At 67.5% G+C, this 20,690-nt stretch carries 19 protein-coding genes, 1 tRNA gene and 1 pseudogene; 11 read left to right on the plus strand and 10 right to left on the minus strand.

Annotated elements, in window-relative coordinates; genetic code table 11:
* The 6 genes from CLM62_RS46445 to pknB all read left to right on the plus strand — a co-directional run.
* Positions 1–326: FHA domain-containing protein (locus tag CLM62_RS46445; RefSeq protein ID WP_143659283.1), on the plus strand; the 326-nt coding region annotated here is incomplete at its 5' end.
* A gap of 10 nt (positions 327–336) precedes the next feature.
* Positions 337–849: an FHA domain-containing protein gene (locus CLM62_RS46450; RefSeq protein ID WP_095755950.1), complete on the plus strand. Its 513-nt coding sequence runs from the start codon at positions 337–339 to the stop codon at positions 847–849.
* 90 nt (positions 850–939) lie between these two features.
* On the plus strand, positions 940–2,499 hold the full coding sequence (locus CLM62_RS46455; RefSeq protein ID WP_179382517.1) for a Stp1/IreP family PP2C-type Ser/Thr phosphatase: 1,560 nt from the start codon (positions 940–942) through the stop codon (positions 2,497–2,499).
* A gap of 27 nt (positions 2,500–2,526) precedes the next feature.
* A complete protein-coding gene (locus CLM62_RS46460; protein ID WP_095755952.1) occupies positions 2,527–3,969 on the plus strand; it encodes an FtsW/RodA/SpoVE family cell cycle protein in 1,443 nt (480 codons plus the stop codon).
* Entirely contained in the window at positions 3,966–5,441 is a 1,476-nt protein-coding gene (locus CLM62_RS46465) for a penicillin-binding protein 2 (protein WP_095755953.1), read from the plus strand. The genes CLM62_RS46460 and CLM62_RS46465 overlap by 4 nt, the downstream gene beginning before the upstream one ends.
* Positions 5,442–5,613: 172 nt before the next feature.
* A complete protein-coding gene (pknB, locus tag CLM62_RS46475) occupies positions 5,614–7,647 on the plus strand; it encodes a Stk1 family PASTA domain-containing Ser/Thr kinase (RefSeq protein ID WP_095755954.1) in 2,034 nt (677 codons plus the stop codon).
* Positions 7,648–8,352: 705 nt separating this feature from the next.
* Here pknB and CLM62_RS46485 read toward each other — a convergent pair.
* Positions 8,353–8,598, minus strand: a pseudogene (locus CLM62_RS46485) (sortase domain-bontaining protein); the annotation flags it as partial.
* A 433-nt stretch (positions 8,599–9,031) separates the two neighbouring features.
* On the opposite strand from CLM62_RS46485, the gene CLM62_RS46490 reads away from it, so the two are divergent.
* Complete coding sequence (locus CLM62_RS46490) at positions 9,032–10,054, plus strand: restriction endonuclease (protein WP_095755955.1); 1,023 nt, start codon at positions 9,032–9,034, stop codon at positions 10,052–10,054.
* Between the two features lie 92 nt (positions 10,055–10,146).
* Here CLM62_RS46490 and CLM62_RS46495 read toward each other — a convergent pair whose 3' ends face one another.
* Genes CLM62_RS46495 through CLM62_RS46520 form a run of 6 tightly spaced genes read right to left on the minus strand, consistent with a single transcriptional unit; the run spans position 10,147 to position 14,404 of the window.
* Entirely contained in the window at positions 10,147–10,893 is a 747-nt protein-coding gene (locus CLM62_RS46495) for a class E sortase (protein WP_095755956.1), read from the minus strand.
* Between the two features lie 13 nt (positions 10,894–10,906).
* Positions 10,907–12,055, minus strand: coding sequence for a class E sortase (locus tag CLM62_RS46500; protein WP_095755957.1), 1,149 nt, complete (start codon positions 12,053–12,055; stop codon positions 10,907–10,909).
* Complete coding sequence (locus CLM62_RS46505; RefSeq protein ID WP_095755958.1) at positions 12,052–12,690, minus strand: aminodeoxychorismate/anthranilate synthase component II; 639 nt, start codon at positions 12,688–12,690, stop codon at positions 12,052–12,054. Before CLM62_RS46505 ends, CLM62_RS46500 begins: the two co-directional genes overlap by 4 nt.
* Entirely contained in the window at positions 12,687–12,848 is a 162-nt protein-coding gene (locus CLM62_RS46510) for a hypothetical protein (RefSeq protein WP_172629235.1), read from the minus strand. Before CLM62_RS46510 ends, CLM62_RS46505 begins: the two co-directional genes overlap by 4 nt.
* Positions 12,849–12,900: 52 nt before the next feature.
* The gene (locus CLM62_RS46515; protein WP_095755960.1) at positions 12,901–13,605 is read right to left on the minus strand and encodes a class E sortase; all 705 of its coding nucleotides are present in this window, start codon (positions 13,603–13,605) and stop codon (positions 12,901–12,903) included.
* 19 nt (positions 13,606–13,624) lie between these two features.
* Positions 13,625–14,404, minus strand: a complete 780-nt coding sequence (locus CLM62_RS46520; RefSeq protein ID WP_095755961.1) for a DUF881 domain-containing protein — start codon at positions 14,402–14,404, stop codon at positions 13,625–13,627.
* A 142-nt stretch (positions 14,405–14,546) separates the two neighbouring features.
* Here CLM62_RS46520 and crgA point away from each other — a divergent pair, with 142 nt between their 5' ends.
* The gene (crgA, locus tag CLM62_RS46525; RefSeq protein WP_095755962.1) at positions 14,547–14,801 is read left to right on the plus strand and encodes a cell division protein CrgA; all 255 of its coding nucleotides are present in this window, start codon (positions 14,547–14,549) and stop codon (positions 14,799–14,801) included.
* Positions 14,802–15,081: 280 nt separating this feature from the next.
* Here the strand turns inward: crgA and CLM62_RS46530 are convergent, their stop codons facing one another.
* Positions 15,082–15,969, minus strand: coding sequence for a rhomboid family intramembrane serine protease (locus CLM62_RS46530; protein ID WP_095755963.1), 888 nt, complete (start codon positions 15,967–15,969; stop codon positions 15,082–15,084).
* A 129-nt stretch (positions 15,970–16,098) separates the two neighbouring features.
* Positions 16,099–16,632, minus strand: a complete 534-nt coding sequence (locus CLM62_RS46535) for a peptidylprolyl isomerase (RefSeq protein WP_095755964.1) — start codon at positions 16,630–16,632, stop codon at positions 16,099–16,101.
* A 363-nt stretch (positions 16,633–16,995) separates the two neighbouring features.
* Here CLM62_RS46535 and CLM62_RS46540 point away from each other — a divergent pair, with 363 nt between their 5' ends.
* A complete protein-coding gene (locus tag CLM62_RS46540; protein ID WP_095755965.1) occupies positions 16,996–17,709 on the plus strand; it encodes a DUF5324 family protein in 714 nt (237 codons plus the stop codon).
* A 192-nt stretch (positions 17,710–17,901) separates the two neighbouring features.
* Here the strand turns inward: CLM62_RS46540 and CLM62_RS46545 are convergent.
* Positions 17,902–17,974: transfer RNA gene (locus tag CLM62_RS46545), tRNA-Ala, on the minus strand.
* 183 nt (positions 17,975–18,157) lie between these two features.
* On the opposite strand from CLM62_RS46545, the gene CLM62_RS46550 reads away from it, so the two are divergent.
* Positions 18,158–18,706 (plus strand): DNA-binding protein, encoded by a 549-nt coding sequence (locus CLM62_RS46550; protein ID WP_095755966.1) that lies wholly within the window; start codon positions 18,158–18,160, stop codon positions 18,704–18,706.
* A gap of 193 nt (positions 18,707–18,899) precedes the next feature.
* Positions 18,900–20,645 carry a serine/threonine-protein kinase gene (locus CLM62_RS46555; protein ID WP_095755967.1) on the plus strand — a complete coding sequence of 582 codons (1,746 nt, stop codon included), beginning with the start codon at positions 18,900–18,902 and terminating at the stop codon, positions 20,643–20,645.
* Positions 20,646–20,690: the final 45 nt, after the last annotated feature.

Here is a 20,690-nt window from a genome sequence, read left to right on the forward strand (position 1 = left end):
CCGCTCGCGGACAGCGGCCCCCGGCCGCACCCGCGGCCGGCGGCCGCACCCGCTACTGGATCGAGATCAACGGCACCCGCCATCAGATCTCCCGCGCGACGCTCGTGCTGGGCCGCAGCACCGAAGCCGACGTGCGGATCGACGACCCCGGCGTCTCCCGCCGGCACTGCGAGATCCGGACCGGAACGCCCTCGACGATCCAGGATCTCGGTTCCACCAACGGCATCGTGGTGGACGGGCAGCACACCACCCGCGCTACGCTCCGCGACGGCTCGCGGATCGTCGTGGGCAGTACCACCATCATTTACCGGCAAGCCGAAGGGTGAAGCGGGGGCAATGTCAGAGCTGACCCTCACGGTCATGCGGCTGGGTTTCCTGGCCGTACTGTGGCTGTTCGTGATCGTGGCCGTGCAGGTCATCCGCAGCGACCTGTTCGGTACGCGCGTCACCCAGCGCGGTTCGCGGCGCGAGAACGCACGCCCGCAGCAGGCCGCCCGCCAGGCCGCGCCCCCGCAGCAGCGCCAGCAGGCCGCCGGCGGCCGGCAGCGGCGCAACGCCCCCACCAAGCTGGTGGTGACGGAGGGCACACTCACCGGCACCACCGTCGCGCTCCAGGGCCAGACCATCACGCTGGGCCGGGCGCACGACAGCACCATCGTGCTGGACGACGACTACGCCTCCAGCCGTCATGCCAGGATCTATCCGGACCGCGACGGCCAGTGGATCGTCGAGGACCTGGGCTCCACCAACGGCACGTACCTCGACCGAACGCGGCTGACGACCCCCACACCCATTGCGCTGGGCGCGCCGATCCGCATCGGCAAGACCGTCATCGAGCTGCGGAAGTAGTACGACAATGAGCGAGCGGAGCGAGCACGCAGCGGCGGCCCTCACCCCGGGCCCCGGCGCGCTCCCGACCGGAGGGTGGGCACCGTGCGGATGTACCCGGAGCCGACGGGCGAGGTGCGCATGAGTCTGTCACTGCGCTTCGCCGCCGGATCGCACAAAGGCATGATCCGGGAAGGCAACGAGGACTCCGGATACGCCGGTCCGCGCCTGCTCGCCATCGCCGACGGCATGGGCGGCGCGGCAGCCGGCGAGGTCGCCTCCTCCGAGGCCATCTCCACCATCGTCGCGCTCGACGACGACGTCCCCGGCTCCGACATCCTCACCTCGCTCGGTACGGCCGTACAGCGCGCCAACGACCAGCTGCGCGCCATGGTCGAGGAAGACCCGCAGCTGGAGGGCATGGGCACCACCCTCACCGCCCTCCTGTGGACCGGCCAGCGCCTCGGCCTCGTGCACGTCGGCGACTCGCGCGCGTACCTGCTCCGCGACGGCGTCCTGACGCAGATCACACAGGACCACACATGGGTCCAGCGCCTGGTCGACGAGGGACGCATCACCGAAGAGGAAGCCACCACCCACCCGCAGCGCTCCCTGCTGATGCGCGCGCTGGGCAGCGGCGACCACGTCGAGCCCGACCTCTCCATCCGCGAGGTCCGCGCCGGCGACCGCTACCTGATCTGCTCCGACGGCCTGTCCGGTGTGGTCTCCCACCAGACCCTCGAAGACACCCTCGCCAGCTACCAGGGCCCCCAGGAGACCGTGCAGGAGCTGATCCAGCTCGCACTGCGCGGCGGCGGCCCCGACAACATCACGGTCATCGTCGCCGACGTCCTCGACCTGGACACCGGGGACACCCTCGCCGGGCAGCTGTCCGACACCCCCGTCGTGGTCGGCGCGGTCGCCGAGAACCAGCACCAGCTGAACGACAACGGCATCATGCAGACCCCCGCCGGCCGCGCCTCCGGACTCGGCCGCCAGGGACACGGACAGGGCGGCGGCGAGTTCGGCCCGCCCGGCTCCGGCGACACCACCGGCTACATCCCCGCGGGCAGCTTCGGCGACTACGGCGACGACGACTTCGTCAAACCCCGCAAGGGCCGCAAGTGGCTGAAAAGATCCTTCTACACCGCTCTCGCCCTCGCCGTAGTGGGCGGCGGTCTGTACGGCGGCTGGCGCTGGACGCAGACGCAGTACTACGTCGGCACCAACGGCGAGCACGTCGCCCTGTACCGGGGCATCAGCCAGGACCTCGCCTGGGTCTCGCTGTCGAAAGTGCAGAAGGACCACCCCGAGATCGAACTCAAGTACCTGCCGACGTACATGCAGAAGCAGGTCAAGGCGACGATCGCCGAGGGCGGGCTGAAGGACGCCCAGTCGAAGATCTCCGAGCTGTCGGTCCAGGCCTCCGCGTGCAAGAAGGAAGTCGAACGGCAGTCGGCCGAGAGCGACAAGAACGCCCGGACCGGCGAGGGCGAAGCCGGCGGCACCACGGGAACCACACCCGCCTCACTGACGTCCAAGGCCACACCGACGCCGAACCCATCGGCGCCGAACTCGCCCGACCCGTCCACGACCGCGCCCACTCCCAGCCCCGGCCCCAGCCTCTCCGACCAGGAGCAGAAGGTCGTCTCGCTGTGCGACAAGCAGTAGCCAAGCCGTGAGAGGCCCTGTCACACGATGAGCAGTACGAATACATCGCAATCGGCGACGAACCACACGTCCACGATCGGCGCGATCGGAGCACCGAGCCGACGCAACACCGAACTCGCCCTGCTGGTGTTCGCCGTCCTCATCCCCGTCTTCGCCTACGCCAACGTGGGCCTGGCCATCAACGACAAGGTGCCGACCGGCCTGCTCAGCTACGGCGTGGGACTCGGCCTGCTCGCCGGCGTCGGCCATCTCGTCGTACGCAAGTTCGCGCCGTACGCGGACCCGCTGATGCTGCCGCTGGCCACGCTGCTCAACGGGCTCGGGCTCGTCGCCATCTGGCGCCTGGACCAGTCGAAGCTGCTCCAGCAGATCGAGCAGGCTGGCACGGCCGCGCCGCGGCAGCTGCTGTACACGGCGATGGGCATCGCCCTCTTCGTCGTGGTGCTGATCTTCCTCAAGGACCACCGCGTCCTGCAGCGCTACACCTACATCTCCATGGTGGGCGCGCTCTTCCTGCTGCTGCTCCCCCTGGTGCCGGGCCTCGGCCAGAACATCTACGGCGCCAGGATCTGGATCTCCGTCGCCGGATTCTCCATCCAGCCCGGTGAGTTCGCGAAGATCGTGCTGGCGATCTTCTTCGCCGGCTACCTGATGGTGAAGCGCGACGCCCTCGCCCTCGCGAGCCGCCGCTTCATGGGCCTGTACCTGCCACGCGGCCGTGACCTGGGTCCGATCATCGTCGTCTGGATGATCTCGATCCTGATCCTGGTCTTCGAGACCGACCTCGGTACGTCGCTGCTGTTCTTCGGAATGTTCGTCATCATGCTGTACGTCGCCACCGAGCGGACCAGCTGGATCGTCTTCGGTCTGCTGATGTCCGCGGTCGGCGCCGTCGGCGTCGCCTCCTTCGAACCGCACATCCAGCAGCGTGTGGATGCCTGGCTCGACCCGATGCGGGAGTACACGCTCAGCCAGCAGGGCGTCGCGGGCCACTCCGAGCAGGCGATGCAGGCGCTGTGGGCGTTCGGCTCCGGTGGCACCCTCGGCACCGGCTGGGGCCAAGGCCACTCCGAGCTCATCCGCTTCGCCGCCAACTCCGACTTCATCCTCGCCACCTTCGGCGAGGAGCTCGGCCTGGCCGGCATCATGGCGCTCCTGCTGATCTACGCCCTGATCGTGGAGCGCGGCGTGCGCACCGCCCTCGCGGCCCGCGACCCGTTCGGCAAGCTGCTCGCCGTCGGCCTGTCCGGCGCGTTCGCGCTGCAGGTCTTCGTGGTGGCCGGCGGCGTCATGGGCCTGATCCCGCTGACCGGTATGACGATGCCGTTCCTGGCGTACGGCGGTTCCTCCGTCATCGCCAACTGGGCGCTGATCGGCATCCTGCTGAGAATCAGCGACACCGCCCGCCGCCCGGCGCCCGCCCCCGCTCCGAACCCCGACGCCGAGATGACCCAGGTGGTCCGCCCGTGAACAAGCCCCTGCGCCGGATCGCGATCTTCTGCGGCCTCCTCGTCCTCACCCTGCTCATCCGGGACAACTGGCTCCAGTACGTCCAGGCCGACAACCTGAAGGAGGACCCCAAGAACCGCCGCGTCCTCATCGCGCGCTACGCCACACCCCGTGGCGACATCATCGTCGGCGGCAGCCCGATCACCGGCCACGCCGCGACAACCTCGGGCGACTTCAAGTACAAGCGCACGTACGAGAACGGCGCCATGTGGGCGCCCGTGACCGGCTTCGTCTCGCAGGCGTACGGCGCCAACCAGCTGGAGTCCATCGAGGACGGCATCCTCGCCGGCACCGACGACCGGCTCTTCTTCCGCAACACCCTCGACATGATCACGGGCAAGGCGAAGGAGGGCGGCAATGTCGTCACCACCCTCAACGCCGCCGCGCAGAAGGCCGCGTACGAAGGCCTCGCCAAGCGCGGCAAGGGCGCCGTCGCCGCCATCGAGCCGTCCACGGGCAAGATTCTGGCGCTGGCCTCCTACCCGTCGTACGACCCCTCCACGATCGCCGGGGGCAGCGACGCGGACGCCGAGGCCTGGAAGAAGCTACAGAAGAAGAACAACCCGAACGACCCGATGCTGAACCGGGCACTGCGCGAGGTCTACCCGCCGGGATCGACCTTCAAGGTCGTCACCGCGGCCGCCGCCCTGGAGAACAACCTGTACGACGGCGCGGACGTGAAGACCAACTCGCCGCTGCCCTGGACCATGCCGGGCACCACGACCGAGCTGAAGAACGAGGGGAACATCCCCTGCAAGGACGCCACGCTCCGGGTAGCCCTGCAGTACTCCTGCAACACCGTCTTCGGCAAGGTCGGCTCCGACCTCGGCAACGACAAGATGCTGGCGGAAGCCAAGAAGTTCGGCTTCACCGAGGAGCAGTTCACGCCGGTCCGCTCTAGCGCCTCGGTCTTCTCCGAGGGCATGAACCAGTCGCAGACGGCACTGTCCTCCATCGGCCAGTACAACACCGCCACGACCCCACTGCAGATGGCCATGGTCGCCTCGGCCGTCGCCAACGACGGCAAGCTGATGAAGCCGTACATGGTCGACAAGCTCCAGGCCCCGAGCCTCGACACCATCGAGCAGACCGAGCCCGAAGAGCTGAGCCAGCCGCTGTCCTCGAAGAACGCCCAGATCCTGCAGTCGATGATGGAGACGGTCGTCAAGGACGGCACCGGCAAGAACGCGCAGATCGGCGGCGATGTCACCGTGGGCGGCAAGACCGGCACCGCCCAGCACGGCGAGAACAACAGCAAGAACCCCTACGCCTGGTTCATCTCGTACGCCAAGCTCAGCGACGGCAGCTCGCCGGTCGCCGTGGCCGTGGTGGTCGAGGACGAGAACGCCGTCCGGGACGACATCTCCGGCGGTGGCCTCGCGGCGCCCATCGCGAAGAGCGTGATGGAGGCGGTCATCAACAGCAAGAAGTGAGAGCCCCGTCACGTCGCCTTCACATCGGTGCACGTTGCGATACCGGTCCTGTATCGGGTTGCGGGCTTGGCCAGGTCATACAAAGCGAGCCGGGTACGGTAGGCCCGGACGGCAGCCTCCGACCGCACGAGCATGGCGGTCGGGACCGACGGAGAGGGCTGGGTAGGAAGCTATGGAAGAGCCGCGTCGCCTCGGCGGCCGGTACGAGCTGGGCCACGTGCTCGGCCGTGGTGGCATGGCCGAGGTCTACCTCGCGCATGACACGCGCCTCGGCCGCACCGTGGCGGTGAAGACGCTGCGCGCGGACCTCGCGCGCGACCCGTCCTTCCAGGCCCGGTTCCGCCGGGAGGCCCAGTCGGCCGCCTCACTCAACCATCCCGCGATCGTGGCGGTCTACGACACGGGCGAGGACTACATCGACGGGGTCTCGATCCCGTACATCGTCATGGAGTACGTAGACGGCTCCACGCTGCGCGAACTCCTCCACTCCGGCCGCAAGCTGCTGCCGGAGCGGGCCATGGAGATGACCATCGGCATCCTCCAGGGCCTGGAGTACGCCCACCGCAACGGCATCGTCCACCGCGACATCAAGCCGGCCAACGTCATGCTGACGCGCAACGGCCAGGTCAAGGTGATGGACTTCGGCATCGCCCGCGCCATGGGCGACTCCGGCATGACGATGACGCAGACGGCCGCGGTCATCGGCACCGCCCAGTACCTCTCCCCGGAGCAGGCGAAGGGCGAGCAGGTCGACGCGCGATCGGACCTCTACTCGACGGGCTGCCTGCTCTACGAGCTCCTGACGGTCCGCCCGCCGTTCGTGGGCGACTCCCCGGTCGCGGTCGCGTACCAGCACGTACGGGAGGAGCCGCAGGCCCCGTCCGTCTTCGACCCCGAGATCACGTCCGAGATGGACGCCATCGTCCTCAAGGCGCTCACCAAGGACCCGAACTACCGCTACCAGTCCGCCGACGAGATGCGCGTCGACATCGAGGCCTGCCTCGACGGCCAGCCGGTCGCGGCCACGGCCGCGATGGGCTCCGTGGGCTACGGCGGCTACCCCGACGACCAGCCCACGACGGCCCTGCGCGCCGGCGCGGGCGGCGCCGGCGCCACGACGATGATGCCCCCCATGCCCCCGGACGAGGGCGGCTTCGGCTACGACGACCGCCCCGATCGACGCCGCCAGAGTAAGTCGAACACCTCGACGATATTGCTGGTCGTGGCGGGCATACTGGTGCTGGTCGGTGCCGTCCTGATCGGCAGGTGGATCTTCGCGAGCGGCGGGGTGACCGACAGCACGGTTCCCGTGCCCAGCCTCGTCGGCCAGACCCAAGACGATGCCAGGGCGCAATTGACGAACAGCGACCTCAAGGTGGGAACGGTCGCGCAGCAGCCCTGCGAGGAGCAGCCCAAGGGCAGGGTCTGCTCGACGGATCCGAAGCAGGGCACCAAGGTCGACAAGAACTCCGCCGTCAACCTCGTGGTCTCGACCGGCGCACCCAAGGTGACCGTGCCCAGCGTGATCGGCCTGAGCGAAGACGACGCCAAGGCCAAGCTGGAAACCGACGACTACCAGTTCAACGTCAAGACGGAGACGCGGGAGTCCTCGGACGAACCGGGCACCGTCCTCGACCAGGACCCGATCAAGGGCAAGGAAGTGGAGAAGGGCTCCACGATCACCCTCATCGTCGCCAAGGCGGAGGAGAAGGAGACCGTCCCGGACGTCCTGGGCCAGTCCTGTGACGCCGCCAAGGCACAGATGGCGGCGAGCAACCTCGTCGGCAACTGCGTCGATACGCCGACCGACGACGACTCGCAGGTCGGCAAGGTCATCGGTACGACTCCGTCGGCCAACACCCCGATCGACAAGAACTCGCCGGTGCAGATCCAGATCGGCCAGAAGGTGGAGAAGACCCAGGTCCCGAGCGTCATCGGACAGAACGTGGGCCAGGCCAAGCAGACCCTCAACGCGCAGGGCTTCACCGACATCCAGTTCGCTGACGGCGGCGACCAGAGCGACACCGCATTCGTGCAGCAGCAGGACCCGCCGCCGGGCACCGAGGTCGACGACCCGGCCGACACGACGATCACCCTGACCACCGTGGGCTTCGGCGGCAACAACGGTGGCAACGGCAACGGCGGGAACGACAACGGCGGCCTCTTCGGCGGCACCACCGGAACGGCGGCCCGCACAGAGGACTGACACCGCGTCCAAACGGCGGAGCCCCGGCACCCTGATCAGAGTGCCGGGGCTCTGTTTTGATTCTCGGCACCGGATGCCTCTACGCATATAGATCGTGTCTTCACATGTCACGACTCGCTGATCGGATGGAGTGGGGTGTCGGAGCTCTGCCCTGGCCATACGGCCACACCACGAATGGAAAGGCAGAACGTGATCAACGATTCGGTACTACTGAATCAATGACCCTGCGCGACAGCGTGCTGGACCGCACAGACGGACTCGACAGAGTCAAGGCGTTGTCGCTGCTGCCGGACGGGATGCATGTGACGACGGCCATGGTGTCGGCTTACTTCGGGTCACTGTTGAGGCGATCCGTCAGCTCAAAGCACGGCACCGACGAGCTGTCGTGCAATGGAATGGTGACACTCCAGGGCGCTGACCTCGCAGAATTTAAGCATGACGTCCTGTCACGCTTTCCCGGAGGTTATCCACAGCCTCGGTCGAGCACCACGTTTTACCCGCGCCGCGCTGTCTAAACATCGCCATGCTCCTCCTCGACAGCGAAGTCGCATGTCAGCTACGTGTGTCCCTCCTCGACACGGAGCGCCTGGCGCGCACGCCGCCTGTGGAAAACACTGTCCCCACGGACGTCGTCTCGCTGGACGACCGCATGGACCAACGCATTACTCACATCCTCGGCAAGACAGTCGTCCCCATGTTCAACGCCCTGATCGCCACTGCTGGCGAACACCGGAGCGAACTCGTCAACGTGATGTAGTGGCCCGCCTTCTTCTTGCCGGACTCCTTGGGGATCGCCGACAGGACCTTGACGTTGTACTTCGAGGTCTCGGGAAGGGTCGCGTAGACCTTGTAGACGTACCACTTGTCCTTCGTCTCGAAGACGATCGGGTCGCCCTTCCTCAGCTTGTCGATGTTGTGGAACTGCGCGCCGTGACCGTCGCGGTGAGCCGCGCCTGCGTCCTCACATAAGCACCGGGGGCGCAGGCGCACTATTCGGACCGCACCCGGCGATTGCACGTTCGGCCCTCGGTGAGCTTGAGCGGCATGGGGAGATCGACCGGATTCAACAGTTCCCGTACCCGCGGTCGATGACGCCAGCTCGTGTCACCGGCCCAGCCGACGCCAGCAGGCGAGCGGCCCCGTGGATCACTGACGGAGCCCCTCCAATGGTGTCCGCCTGCTGGCGACCTTTTCGACGCAGACCAATTCACCCCAAGCCATGTACCAATACCAGCTCGTCTCGCAGAACACATCACCCAGCCCATCGCACACCCGTACGTACATCGATCGTGTCTTCATGTACGACGACTCGTTGATCGGGTGGGGTGGGGAATAGGAACTCTGCCCCGGCCATTCGACCACACCGCGAACAGACGGGCAGACCGTGATCAACGATTCAGCGCTGTTGGAGTCGAAGACCTTGCGCGACAGCGTGCTGGACCGCACAGACGTACTCGACAGAGTCAAGGCACTGTCGCTGCTGCCGGATGGGATGCACGTAACGACGGCGATGGTGGCGGCCTACTTCCAGGTACGAGTCAAAGCCATCCGCTCTCTGGTGATCGATCACAGGGCCGAGCTGGAGTCCAACGGCTACCACGTATTGACAGGTACAGAACTGAGCGCCTTCAAGGCGCTCAGTGGGATTCAGTCGCGCACACCATCACTAGCACTCTTCTCCCGCCGCGCTGTCCTCAACGTCGCTATGCTGCTCCGCGACAGCGAAGTCGCACGTCAGGTGCGTGTGTACCTCCTGGACATGGAGTACCTGGCGCGGACACAGCCTGTGGAAAACCCGGCCCCCACGGACGTCGTCTCCCTCGACGACCGCATCGACCAGCGCATCACGCACGTCCTCGGCAAGACCGTCGTGCCGATGTTCAACGCCCTGATCGCAACCGCTGGCGAGCACCGCCGCGAACTCATCGCGCTTCGCGACGACATCGAGAACGTCGAGCGCAAGCTGTGCTGGCACCACCGACGGATCCGCAGCCTGGAAGGAGAAGTGCCGAGGGATCAAGTCCGGGCATCCATCAAGGCCATGACCTGGCAGGCGTTCGAACATCACGTCGCCGAGCTGCTCCGCCGGGACGGTTGTACAGACGTCGTCGTACGGCAGGCCCGCACCGACCGAGGCATCGACATCACCGCACGCACAGCCGACGGACGAACCGTCGCCGTCCAGTGCAAGAACCGGGCCGGCCGCTGGTCCGTCCCGAGCGCCGACATGCAGAAGTTCGCCGGCGCCGCACGAGCCGTCGGCCACATGGACGTCGCTCTGTTCGTCGCCACCTGCAACTTCAGCAGCGAAGCTCAGGCGATCGCTGATCTCAGCGGTGTCGTCACTGTGAACCGAGACGAGCTGGAGGAGTGGAGCGCCGGAGTACGCCTCAAAGCCCTGCGATAGGCGCCACGCCAAAGAGGCCCGAAGCCGCAAAGGGTAGTTGCGGCTTCGGGCCTTCGCCATGCTAGGTGACTGACCCCCTGCAAGTGGGTCAGTCAGCCCAGCTCCTTCGGCGGCGTCCGCGCACTGTCCACATCGTCCACCCGCACCAGCTCCCCCCACACGATGTACCGGTACTTGGACGTATACACCGGCGTGCAAGTTGTCAGCGTGATGTAGTGGCCCGCCTTCTTCTTGCCGGACTCCTTGGGGATCGCCGACAGGACCTTGACGTTGTACTTCGAGGTCTCGGGAAGGGTCGCGTAGACCTTGTAGACGTACCACTTGTCCTTCGTCTCGAAGACGATCGGGTCGCCCTTCCTCAGCTTGTCGATGTTGTGGAACTGCGCGCCGTGGCCGTCACGGTGGGCCGCGAGGGAAAAGTTGCCGGTCTTGCCGCTCGTCGGGAGCGTGGCCTTGACCGGGTCGGTGTAGTAGCCGGCGACGCCGTCGTTCAGGATCTTCGCCGAGGTGCCCTTCTCGACCAGGACCTCGCCGCTCTTCATCGCGGGGACGTGCAGGAAGCCGATGCCGTCCTTGGTGTCCAGCGCGCCGGGACCGGTGTCCTTCTGGGCCCAGGTGTCGCGGACCTTGTCGCCCTGCTGGTCCGCCTTGCGGTCGGCGAGGACGTTCGTCCACCACAGCGAGTAGACGACGAACAGGCCGAGCACGAGGCCCGCCGTGATGAGGAGTTCACCGAAGACACTGACCGCCATGGCGATCCGGCCCATGCCACGGCGGCGCGGAGCGGGCGCCGGTCCGGGAGTGTCGGTGTGCTCTTGGTGCTCGGTGGTCGCTGCCACTGGTCATCTGCCCTTAACTGACGAGCGCATCCGGCTTGCCCTTGCTGCGCGGCCGTTCCTCGACCATCTTGCCCCAGACGATCAACCGGTACTTGCTGGTGAACTCCGGCGTGCAGGTGGTGAGGGTGATGTAGCGGCCCGGTTCGGTGAAACCCGATCCCGGCGGGACGGGGTCCAGCACACTCGTGTTGCTCGGGGACGTCACCGGCAGCATCGACGCCATCTTGTAGACGTAGTACTCGTTCTGCGTCTCCACGACGATCGCGTCGCCCGCCTTGAGCCTGTTGATGTACCGGAACGGTTCACCATGCGTGTTGCGATGGCCCGCGAGCCCGAAATTGCCGGTCTTGGCGTCGGGCATCGCCGTCTTCAGCGCGCCCTCGCCGTAGTGGCCGACCATGCCCCGGTCGAGCACCTTCTTGTTGCTAACGCCCTCCGCGATCGGCACCACCACATCCAGCTTCGGAATGTGCAGGAGCGCGAAACCCTGCCCCGGCTGGAAGGTGCCCGGGTTCCGCTTGCCGTTCGCCCAGTCGTCCTGCAGGCTGCTGGCCGCCTTGTCGGCCTGCGCGTGCGCCCGGACGTTCGTCCACCACAGCTGGTAGGTGACGAACAGCAGCATCAGCACACCGGTGGTGATGAACACCTCACCGATCGCCCGGCTGGCGACGACGGCCGCGCCGGGCTTGCGCGCCCGCGCCTGCCGACGGGCCTCCAGACGGGAGAGGGGCTTGCCGTCCTCCGCCGACTCGGAGGACGTCTGGGGCTCCGGCGTGCCCCCATGGCGCCCGTGGCGGCGCTTGGCGGCCTTTCTGCGGGCCGCACGGCCACCCGGGGTCCCTCCAGTGGCAGAGGTGACGGAGGAGGCGTCAGAGGCGGACCCAGCCGATATCGACTCGCTGGCGGCTCCGCGGGTCGGTGAGTCGGGGATCCGCAGGGCGACGGTCTCCTCGTCGGGCGGCGGTACGTACGGTTCGGCCGCGCCCGTGTCGTACGACGCGGACGCGCTGTCGTACCAGCCCTCGAGCACGCCGGAGCCCTCGTACGGCTGCTGCCCGTACGAGGTCCCCTGGTCGCCGGTGTCACGGGTGTCGCCGGGCGAGTCCGTGAAGGACTCCCCATAGGCGGCACCGGACTCCCGCTCGGGGCGCAGGGCCGTCACGCCGTGGCCCTGCCCACCACCGGGGCGAGCCCCGCCGACCTCGCCACCGCGCCATGGTCGCCGCACTCCACCAGCCAGTTGGCCAGCATCCGGTGGCCATGCTCCGTCAGCACCGACTCGGGGTGGAACTGCACACCCTCGACGGGCAGCTCACGGTGGCGCAGGCCCATGATGATGCCGTCGTGCGTCCGCGCGGTCACCTCGAGGTAGGCCGGGACCGTCGCCGGCTCGGCCGCCAGCGAGTGGTACCTGGTCGCCGTGAAGGGCGAGGGCAGCCCGGCGAAGACGCCCTTGCCCTCGTGCTCGACCAGCGAGGTCTTGCCGTGCAGCAGCTCGGGCGCGCGGTCCACGACACCGCCGTACGCCACCTGCATGGACTGCATGCCGAGGCAGACACCGAAGACGGGGACGCCGGTGGCGGCGCAGTGGCGCACCATCTCGACGCAGACGCCCGCCTCCTCGGGGGTGCCGGGGCCCGGCGACAGCAGGACGCCGTCGAATCCGTCCTGGGCGTGCCCCGTCGACACCTCGTCGTTACGCAGCACCTCGCACTCGGCGCCCAGCTGGTACAGGTACTGGACCAGGTTGAAGACGAAGCTGTCGTAGTTGTCGACGACGAGAATCCGCGCACTCACTGGTTGTCCACCGTCACATCGTTGAAGGGAAGCAGCGGTTCGGCCCACGGAAAGACGTACTGGAAGAGGACGTAGACCACAGCTGCGACCAGCACGAGTGAGATGAGCGCCTTCACCCAGGCGTTCCCCGGCAGATGCCGCCAGATAAAGCCGTACATGCCGTCCCTTCCGTCGCACCACGGCACCAGACTCACGCCGTACCGCACCAGACTAACGGCGCAGGGCAGGTGGTTTCCCTGACTCCACAGGCTGTGTGGAATCCAGATGCGCCCAGACGATCAGCCGGTGACTGTGCCCCCACTCCGGATCGCATGTGGTCAGCGTGAGGTAGCGGCCCGAACGGGTGTACCCGGACTTACGTGGCACAGGGTCGATCACCTCAATGTCCGAGGGCACGGTTTTGTAAGGACCTTTGTCGATCCGGTACGTGAACCAGGTCGTCCCGTCCGTCAGCACCACCGCGTCGCCGCGGCGCAGCTCGGGGAAGTCCTTGAAGGGGTCGCCGTACGTGCGCCGATGGCCGGCGACCGCGAAGTTGCCCTTCTGCCCGAGCTGCGCGGTGTGCGCGTAGTGGCCGAGGCCCTTCTTCAGGGTGCCGGTGGCGGTGTTCTCGAGGACTGGCTTGTTCCACGTGAAACCAAGACGCGGGATGTACATGATCGCGAAGGGCTTGCCGCTCTGGTACGGCGCCGGCTTCGGCGGATCCGCGGGGGCACCGGCCTGCCCGGCGGGGTCGGCCGGCGTCGTGGGCCGCACGGCGCCCTGCGACCACTGGTCCTGTAACTGGTCGATCTGGTCGTCCATGACGTGGTCGGCCTTCACGCCGGTCCAGAACAGCACATAGACGACGAACAGCACGATCAGGGCGCCGACGGTGATGCACAGTTCGCTGACAGACCTGACGACGACGCGCACCGGCGGCTCCTGAGAGACCTCACTCCACGGGCTTGGCGTACTGCAGATCCACTGTGCCCGAGTAGCCGGGAAGAGTCACCGCCCCGTCCTCCTCGACTTTCCAGCCGAGCCCGTAGACGTTGACGTACACCATGTAGTTCTGGATCGCCTCAGACGCGGTGAGCGCCTTCTGCAGCTTCTCCGGGTCCCCCACCGCCGTGATCTTGTACGGCGGCGAGTACACGCGGCCCTGGAGGATCAGGGTGTTGCCCACGCAGCGCACCGCGCTGGTGGAGATCAGCCGCTGGTCCATGACCTTGATGCCCTGGGCGCCGCCCTGCCACAGGGCGTTCACCACCGCCTGGAGGTCCTGCTGGTGGATGACCAGGTAGTCGGGCTGCGGCTCGGGGTAGCCGGGCAGCTTGGCGGTGGCGTCCGGCGGGGCGTCGTCGAGCGTGACCGTGATCGCCTCGCCGGTGAGCTTCTGCGTGCCCGCGTTCTTCTCCAGGGCCTCCAGCTTGTCGTCCTCGGCCTTGGTACTGCCGTCGTCCCGCTCGGCGAGCGACTCGACGTCCTCGCGCAGCGAGGAGTTGGACTCGTCGAGCACACCGTTGTTGCGGCTGCGCTCATGGATGAGGTCCGACAGCTTCAGCAAGGAGGTGTCTGTGCGGATATTGGTGCCCTTGGCCGTATTGAAGCTGGTGAAGAAAATGAGTCCCGCGAGAGCGAAGACTCCTGCCGTGAGCACCCGCACGGCCCGGAAACGACGCGGACGGGCAGGACTGGATCCCGTCCCGGGGGAGTCGGCAGAATTGCTCAACGTACCCTTATCTCCTTCGGCGCCACGGAAGCACTACGCTAACGGACGCCCGGGGGAGCGCTAAGTGTCCCCTTGAACGCCGCCCCGGAGCTCGCCCCAGTTCCCTGCGCGGTCACGCAGCGCATCGACAGGAGAGACCCTCGTGCCGAAGTCACGTATCCGCAAGAAGGCCGACTACACGCCGCCCCCGGCGAAGCAGGCGACCACCATCAAGCTGACCAGCCGGGCCTGGGTCGCACCGGTCATGCTGGCCATGTTCCTCATCGGCCTCGCCTGGATCGTGGTCTTCTACGTGACCGACGGTTCGCTGCCCATCGACTCGCTGGGCAACTGGAACATCGTGGTGGGCTTCGGCTTCATCGCCGCCGGATTCGGCGTCTCGACCCAGTGGAAGTAAGGGTCACCAGCCGGTGAACACAGCTCTGCCCAGGGCTATCCACTGAGTTATCCACAGCGGTTTCCACACAGTGGGGAAAAGAAAAGACGATCTGTGGATAACTCATCGAGCATTGACCCCGGTGTGACTGACTGACCGGCAGCCGAAAGAGTGTTCGCCCCCTGCCTGACCTGCGGAAACACAGGTCAGCGACAGGGGGCACACGTGTTCCCGCACCGTATGCACAAGATCCGACACGCGCTGTGGACAACGAGCCTGCTCACCTGCGGAAAGGTGAAGCTCAGGCGAGCTGAGCGGTCCTCAGCAATGTCATGACCACAACCGCAAGCAGGACCAGCGCACAGGTGCCGTACTGGATCAGGGCCCGCCGCTCACGCGGGGCGTGGACCATCGCGTAGCCGGTGACGAGACCGGCGACGAGACCGCCGATGTGGGCCTGCCAGGAGATGTTGAAGCCGGGGTTGAAGGTGAAGATCAGGTTGATCACCAGCAGGGCGATGATCGGCCGCAGATCGTGGTTGAGGCGGCGCATGAGGACGCCTGTCGCGCCGAAGAGGCCGAAGATGGCGCCGGAGGCGCCGAGGGTGGCCGTGGTGGGGGACGTGAGCAGATACGCCAAGGCGCTGCCCGCGAGGCCCGAGACCAAGTAGAGCGCGAGGTAGCGGGCGCGGCCGAGGGCCGCTTCGAGGGGGCCGCCGAGCCACCACAGGCTCAGCATGTTGAACGCGATGTGCCAGATTTCCTGATGCGTGAACATCGAGGTGACCAGGCGGTACCACTCGCCGTCCGCGACGCCGTCGGTGGGCACGAACGGCGCCGGCGGCCAGGCGCCGATGAGGACGAGGTCGTTCAGCAGCGATGAATTCGCCCGGACGGCGATGAACACGGCGAGGTTGATCCCGATGAGGATCTTGGTGAGCAGACGCGGGTCGGCGGTGATGGTTCCGCCCGCGAGGGTGCGCGGCTGGGATGCGGTGGGCGCGTGTCCGGTGCCGGAGCCGTTGCGGACGCAGTCGGGGCACTGGAAGCCGACGGAAGCGCTGACCATGCACTCGGGGCAGATCGGCCGCTCGCAGCGGGTGCAGCGAATGCCGGTCTCGCGGTCCGGGTGCCGATAGCAGCCGGGCAGGCTCTGCGCGTCCTGCGAACTGCCTGCCGCCTGGTCCATGACTTCCCCTCATCCCTCGTACGCACATGCACCGCCCCGCCCATCCTTACGGATGAGCGGGGCGATTGGTTCCCTTCGCGCATGTCTTCGCGCTGGCCGGAGCGGCCTTGGCCTCAGATTCCGGGGGTCTCAGCCCTTGCGGGTCTCGACGACGACCGACTCGATCACGATGTCGTTGACCGGTCGGTCGTTGGGGCGGGTGGTCGGGACAGCGGCGATGGCGTCCACGACCTTCTGGCTGGCCGGGTCGGTGACCTCGCCGAAGATCGTGTGCTTGCGGTTCAGCCAGGCCGTCGGGGAGACGGTGATGAAGAACTGCGAGCCGTTGGTGCCCGGACCGGCGTTGGCCATGGCCAGCAGGTAGGGCTTGTTGAAGGACAGGTCCGGGTGGAACTCGTCCTCGAATTCGTAGCCCGGGCCGCCGATGCCGGTTCCCAGCGGGTCGCCGCCCTGGATCATGAAGCCGCTGATCACACGGTGGAAGATCGTGCCGTCGTAGAGCTTCTTGGTGGACTTCTCTCCGGTGGCCGGGTGCGTCCACTCGCGCTCGCCCTGTGCGAGCTCGACGAAGTTCCGGACCGTCTTCGGGGCGTGGTTCGGCAGGAGCCGGACGTCGATGTCGCCGTGGTTGGTCTTCAGGGTGGCGTAGAGCTGCTCGGCCACGATCTGCCTTCCGTTGTCTTTCTGTGCCCTTCCGATCCTTGCATGGTTCGCTCCGCTCGTCCCCCGGCACCCACCCATGAGCCGGGGTTCGGCGGTTTTGCGCGCAGAAAACCGGTCCAGTAGACCCGGGCCGGGAGCGCGGAGCGTCGATCCGTGGCATTGTCGACGACAAGCTCCTGTTGCCCTGGATTCATCCGCTATTGCACGTGATTGGATCTTGAGTATTTCTTGATCGGAGATGGTCCCGAGTCAGCAGCCATGACCCGGATGCCCGCCCTCACATGCCCCCGGGCCCGTTGGCAGGCATGATCCGTAAAAGGGTGGAAAGTCGAAATACCGTACGCCACCGAGGAGGAGGAACCCGTGACCCGCATCGACAGCGTGCGCGCCGCGACCGGCTCGGCGAAGGACAGCGTGCTGCACGCCGCGGAAGTGGTGGCGCCCTACGCCGACACGGCCAAGGACAGGGCCGCGCACTACGCACACGAGGCACGCGTACGGCTCGCGCCGAAGGTGTCGCAGGCGGCCGAACAGGCCCGAGTCCAGTACGGCGCTCATCTCGCGCCGCGTCTTGAACAGGCCCGTTCGCAGGCTCTCTCGCATGTGCCGCCGAAGGTCGACCAGGCCGCCCACGAGGCTGCCACGCGTACCCGCAAGGCCGCTCGGCAGGCCGCCGATTACTCTCGGCCGAGGCTCGAGCATGCGGTGGCCGCGGCCGGACCCGTCAGGGACGAGGCAGCCGCGCGCAGTGCCGCCGCACTGGCGGCGCTGCGCGGCCAGGTCTCGTCCAAGGAGATCCAGAAGCTGGTCCGCAGGCATGAGCGGCGGGCGCGGGCCGGCCGTCTCGCCAAGGCGCTGGCGGTCGTGGGCATCGTCGCGGGCGGCGCCTTCGCCGCCTGGAAGTGGTGGGACAAGCAGGCCAACCCCGACTGGCTGGTCGAGCCGCCCGCCGCGACGGAGGTGCCGGAATCGAGTCGGCTGACCTCGGTGGACGGCAGCGGCCAGTCCGTGCTCGACCCAGAGGTGGAGGCCAAGGAGGCCGAGGAGGAGGCCGCGAACCGCGACGAAGGCCGCTGATGGGCTGACGAGTGCCGTTGATTCACGGCGGACGTGGTGGCCCGGCCGGCCGGTCGGCGTTCCGTGGGGCAGGAGACGTGAGGTCTCCTGCCCCACGGCTGTTCCACGTGAAACGAGGGCGCCCTGTACCCGCCGCGCTCGCGAAGAAGCCCCCCTGAGCTGCGTTTCCGCAGGTCAGGGGGCTTCTACCGGTGGAGCCTAGGGGAGTCGAACCCCTGACATCTGCCATGCAAAGACAGCGCTCTACCAACTGAGCTAAGGCCCCGGAAGATAGGCGTCCGCCCGGAAGATTCACGTACCGGGAGCCGCCGGAGACCAGAGTACCGGGTCACCCCCGGGATCTCGCAAAAAGATTGGGGGTCCCCGTGGACGACCACTCTCCGTAAGATGCTCGGCGTGGTTCGCTACAGCGAACCACAGCATTTTGGGGAAGCGATGGGGAGACGCAATGGACGCCGCACAGCAGGAAGCCACCGCAAGAGCGCGGGAACTGCAGCGGAATTGGTACGGGGAGCCGTTGGGGGCGCTCTTCCGTAAGCTCATTGACGATCTTGGTCTCAACCAGGCTCGTCTTGCGGGGGTACTGGGATTGTCCGCACCGATGCTGTCGCAGCTGATGAGTGGTCAGCGGGCGAAGATCGGAAATCCCGCCGTGGTCCAGCGGGTGCAACTGCTCCAGGACTTGGCGGGCCAGGTCGCGGACGGCAGTGTCAGTGCCGCCGAGGCGACCGAGCGCATGGAGGAGATCAAGAAGTCGCAAGGGGGCTCGGTGCTCAGCAACACCACACAGACGACGAGCAGTTCGGGAGCGCCCACGGTCAAACGGGTGGTCCGCGAGATCCAGTCACTGCTGCGCTCGGTGGCGGCCGCCGGAGACATCATTGATGCCGCGGACACCCTCGCCCCGAGCCATCCGGAACTGGCAGAGTTCCTCCGGGTGTACGGCGCCGGCCGCACCTCCGACGCCGTCGCGCACTACCAGTCCCACCAGAGCTGAACCCGGCGGCCCGGTCGCCGAAGGGGGTTCGGCAGCCGGGCCGACGGCCGAGGGAGCGCGAGGGGGTCGCGCCACTCGCCGGGACGGACATGCGGGGGTGTGTCCGCTCACCGATGAGGGCGCGGAGGGGTCGTATCGCTCATCGCGGGGGAAGCAAGGGGGGTAACCGAAGGGGGAGGAGCGAAGGACAGCCATGGGTGAGGTCTTCGCCGGCCGGTATGAACTGGCCGACCCGATCGGTCGCGGAGGTGTCGGCGCCGTCTGGCGCGCATGGGACCACCGCCGCCGCCGTTATGTGGCCGCCAAGGTGCTGCAGCAGAGCGACGCGCACTCGCTGTTGCGCTTCGTCCGCGAACAGGCACTGCGGATCGACCACCCCCATGTGCTGGCGCCCGCCAGTTGGGCCGCCGACGACGACAAGGTCCTGTTCACCATGGACCTGGTCGCCGGCGGTTCGCTGGTCCATCTGGTCGGGGACTACGGCCCGCTGCCACCGGCCTTCGTCTGCACCCTGCTCGACCAGCTCCTGTCCGGGCTCGCCGCCGTGCACGCGGAAGGCGTGGTGCACCGCGACATCAAGCCGGCCAACGTGCTGCTGGAAGCCACCGGCACGGGACGGCCGCGGCTGCGGCTGTCCGACTTCGGCATCGCGATGCGGCTGGGCGAACCGCGCCTGACCGAGACCAACCTCGTGGTGGGAACGCCCGGTTATCTCGCGCCTGAGCAGATGCTGGGCTCGGAACCGGACTTCCCGGCGGACCTGTTCGGCGTCGGCCTGGTCGCCCTGTATCTGCTGGAGGGCGCCAAGCCGGACGCCAAGGCGCTCGTGCAGTACTTCGCGGCGCACGGCACCCCGAGTGCGCCCCAGGGCATTCCCGAGCCGCTGTGGCAGGTCGTGGCCTCCTTGCTCCAGCCCGACCCTCAGGCCCGTTTCCGCACGGCCACGGGGGCGCGCAAGGCGCTCGCCTCGGCCGTCGAACTCCTGCCGGAGCCCGGCCCCGACGACGAGCTGATCGAAATCTTCGACCAACTCGGCCCGCTGCCACCGGGGTTTGGGCCTGAAGGGCCGCTCAAACTGGCTCCGGGGGTGGTGGCGGAGACAGGGACGAAGACGGAGACGGATAGGGGGACGGATAGGGGGACGGATACCGGGTCGGGGTCGAGAGCGGGGTCTTGGACCGGCACCGGGACTGGGGCTGAGGCTGGCGCCGTTGGTGCGCGGTCGGGGGTGGATGCCTCCCAGTACAGGACCGGCGACTCCATGACCCCGCAGCCCGGCACGGACTCTCCGGCCGCCGGCACCGGCTCGGGGGCAAGTGTCGTACCCGTCGATCCGCGCCAGGGCACCGGATCGGTGCAGCCGCTCACCATGTCGGACACCGGCAGCTTCTACCTGCCGCCCCCTCAGGCCACCGTCTCCTCGCCTCAGACACCCGCCCCACAGAGGCATCATGGACATCTGGAAGGGCAGGGGCAGCCACCGGCACAAGCACAGGCACAGGCACACGCACAGCCACCACAAGCACAACCACAATCGCTGCCGCAGCCGCAGGCCCAATCCGAGCAGGTCGCCCCACACGACCCCGCTCAGGTCTCCCCCTACGACTCCACGCACGTCCTGTCCTCCCCCCGACCTCACGCCCCGCAGTACTCGGCTCAGACTCCGGCGGCGGCACTCCACCAGCTCGACCATCGCGCTGAAGCCTCTACTGCTTCGTACACCGCTCAGGACCCGCAGGTTCCACACTCCGCGCAGGCAATTCCGCAGGCAGCTCCGCATGCAGTACCCCGGGCAGTCCCCCAGGCCGGCCCGCAACCGCGCCACCGCGCCGCCCGCCCGGCACGCCGCTCCGGCCCGCCTGCCAAGGTGGCGATCCCAGTCCTGCTGCTCGCGCTGGCCTGCTACGCCGTGGGTTTCTGGGCACTGACCCGCATCTGACCGCCCCCGGCCGCACGCCAAGCCGCACATCAAACGGCGAACAAG

This window comes from Streptomyces sp. SA15, from assembly GCF_002291145.1.
Lineage (GTDB): Bacteria > Actinomycetota > Actinomycetes > Streptomycetales > Streptomycetaceae > Streptomyces.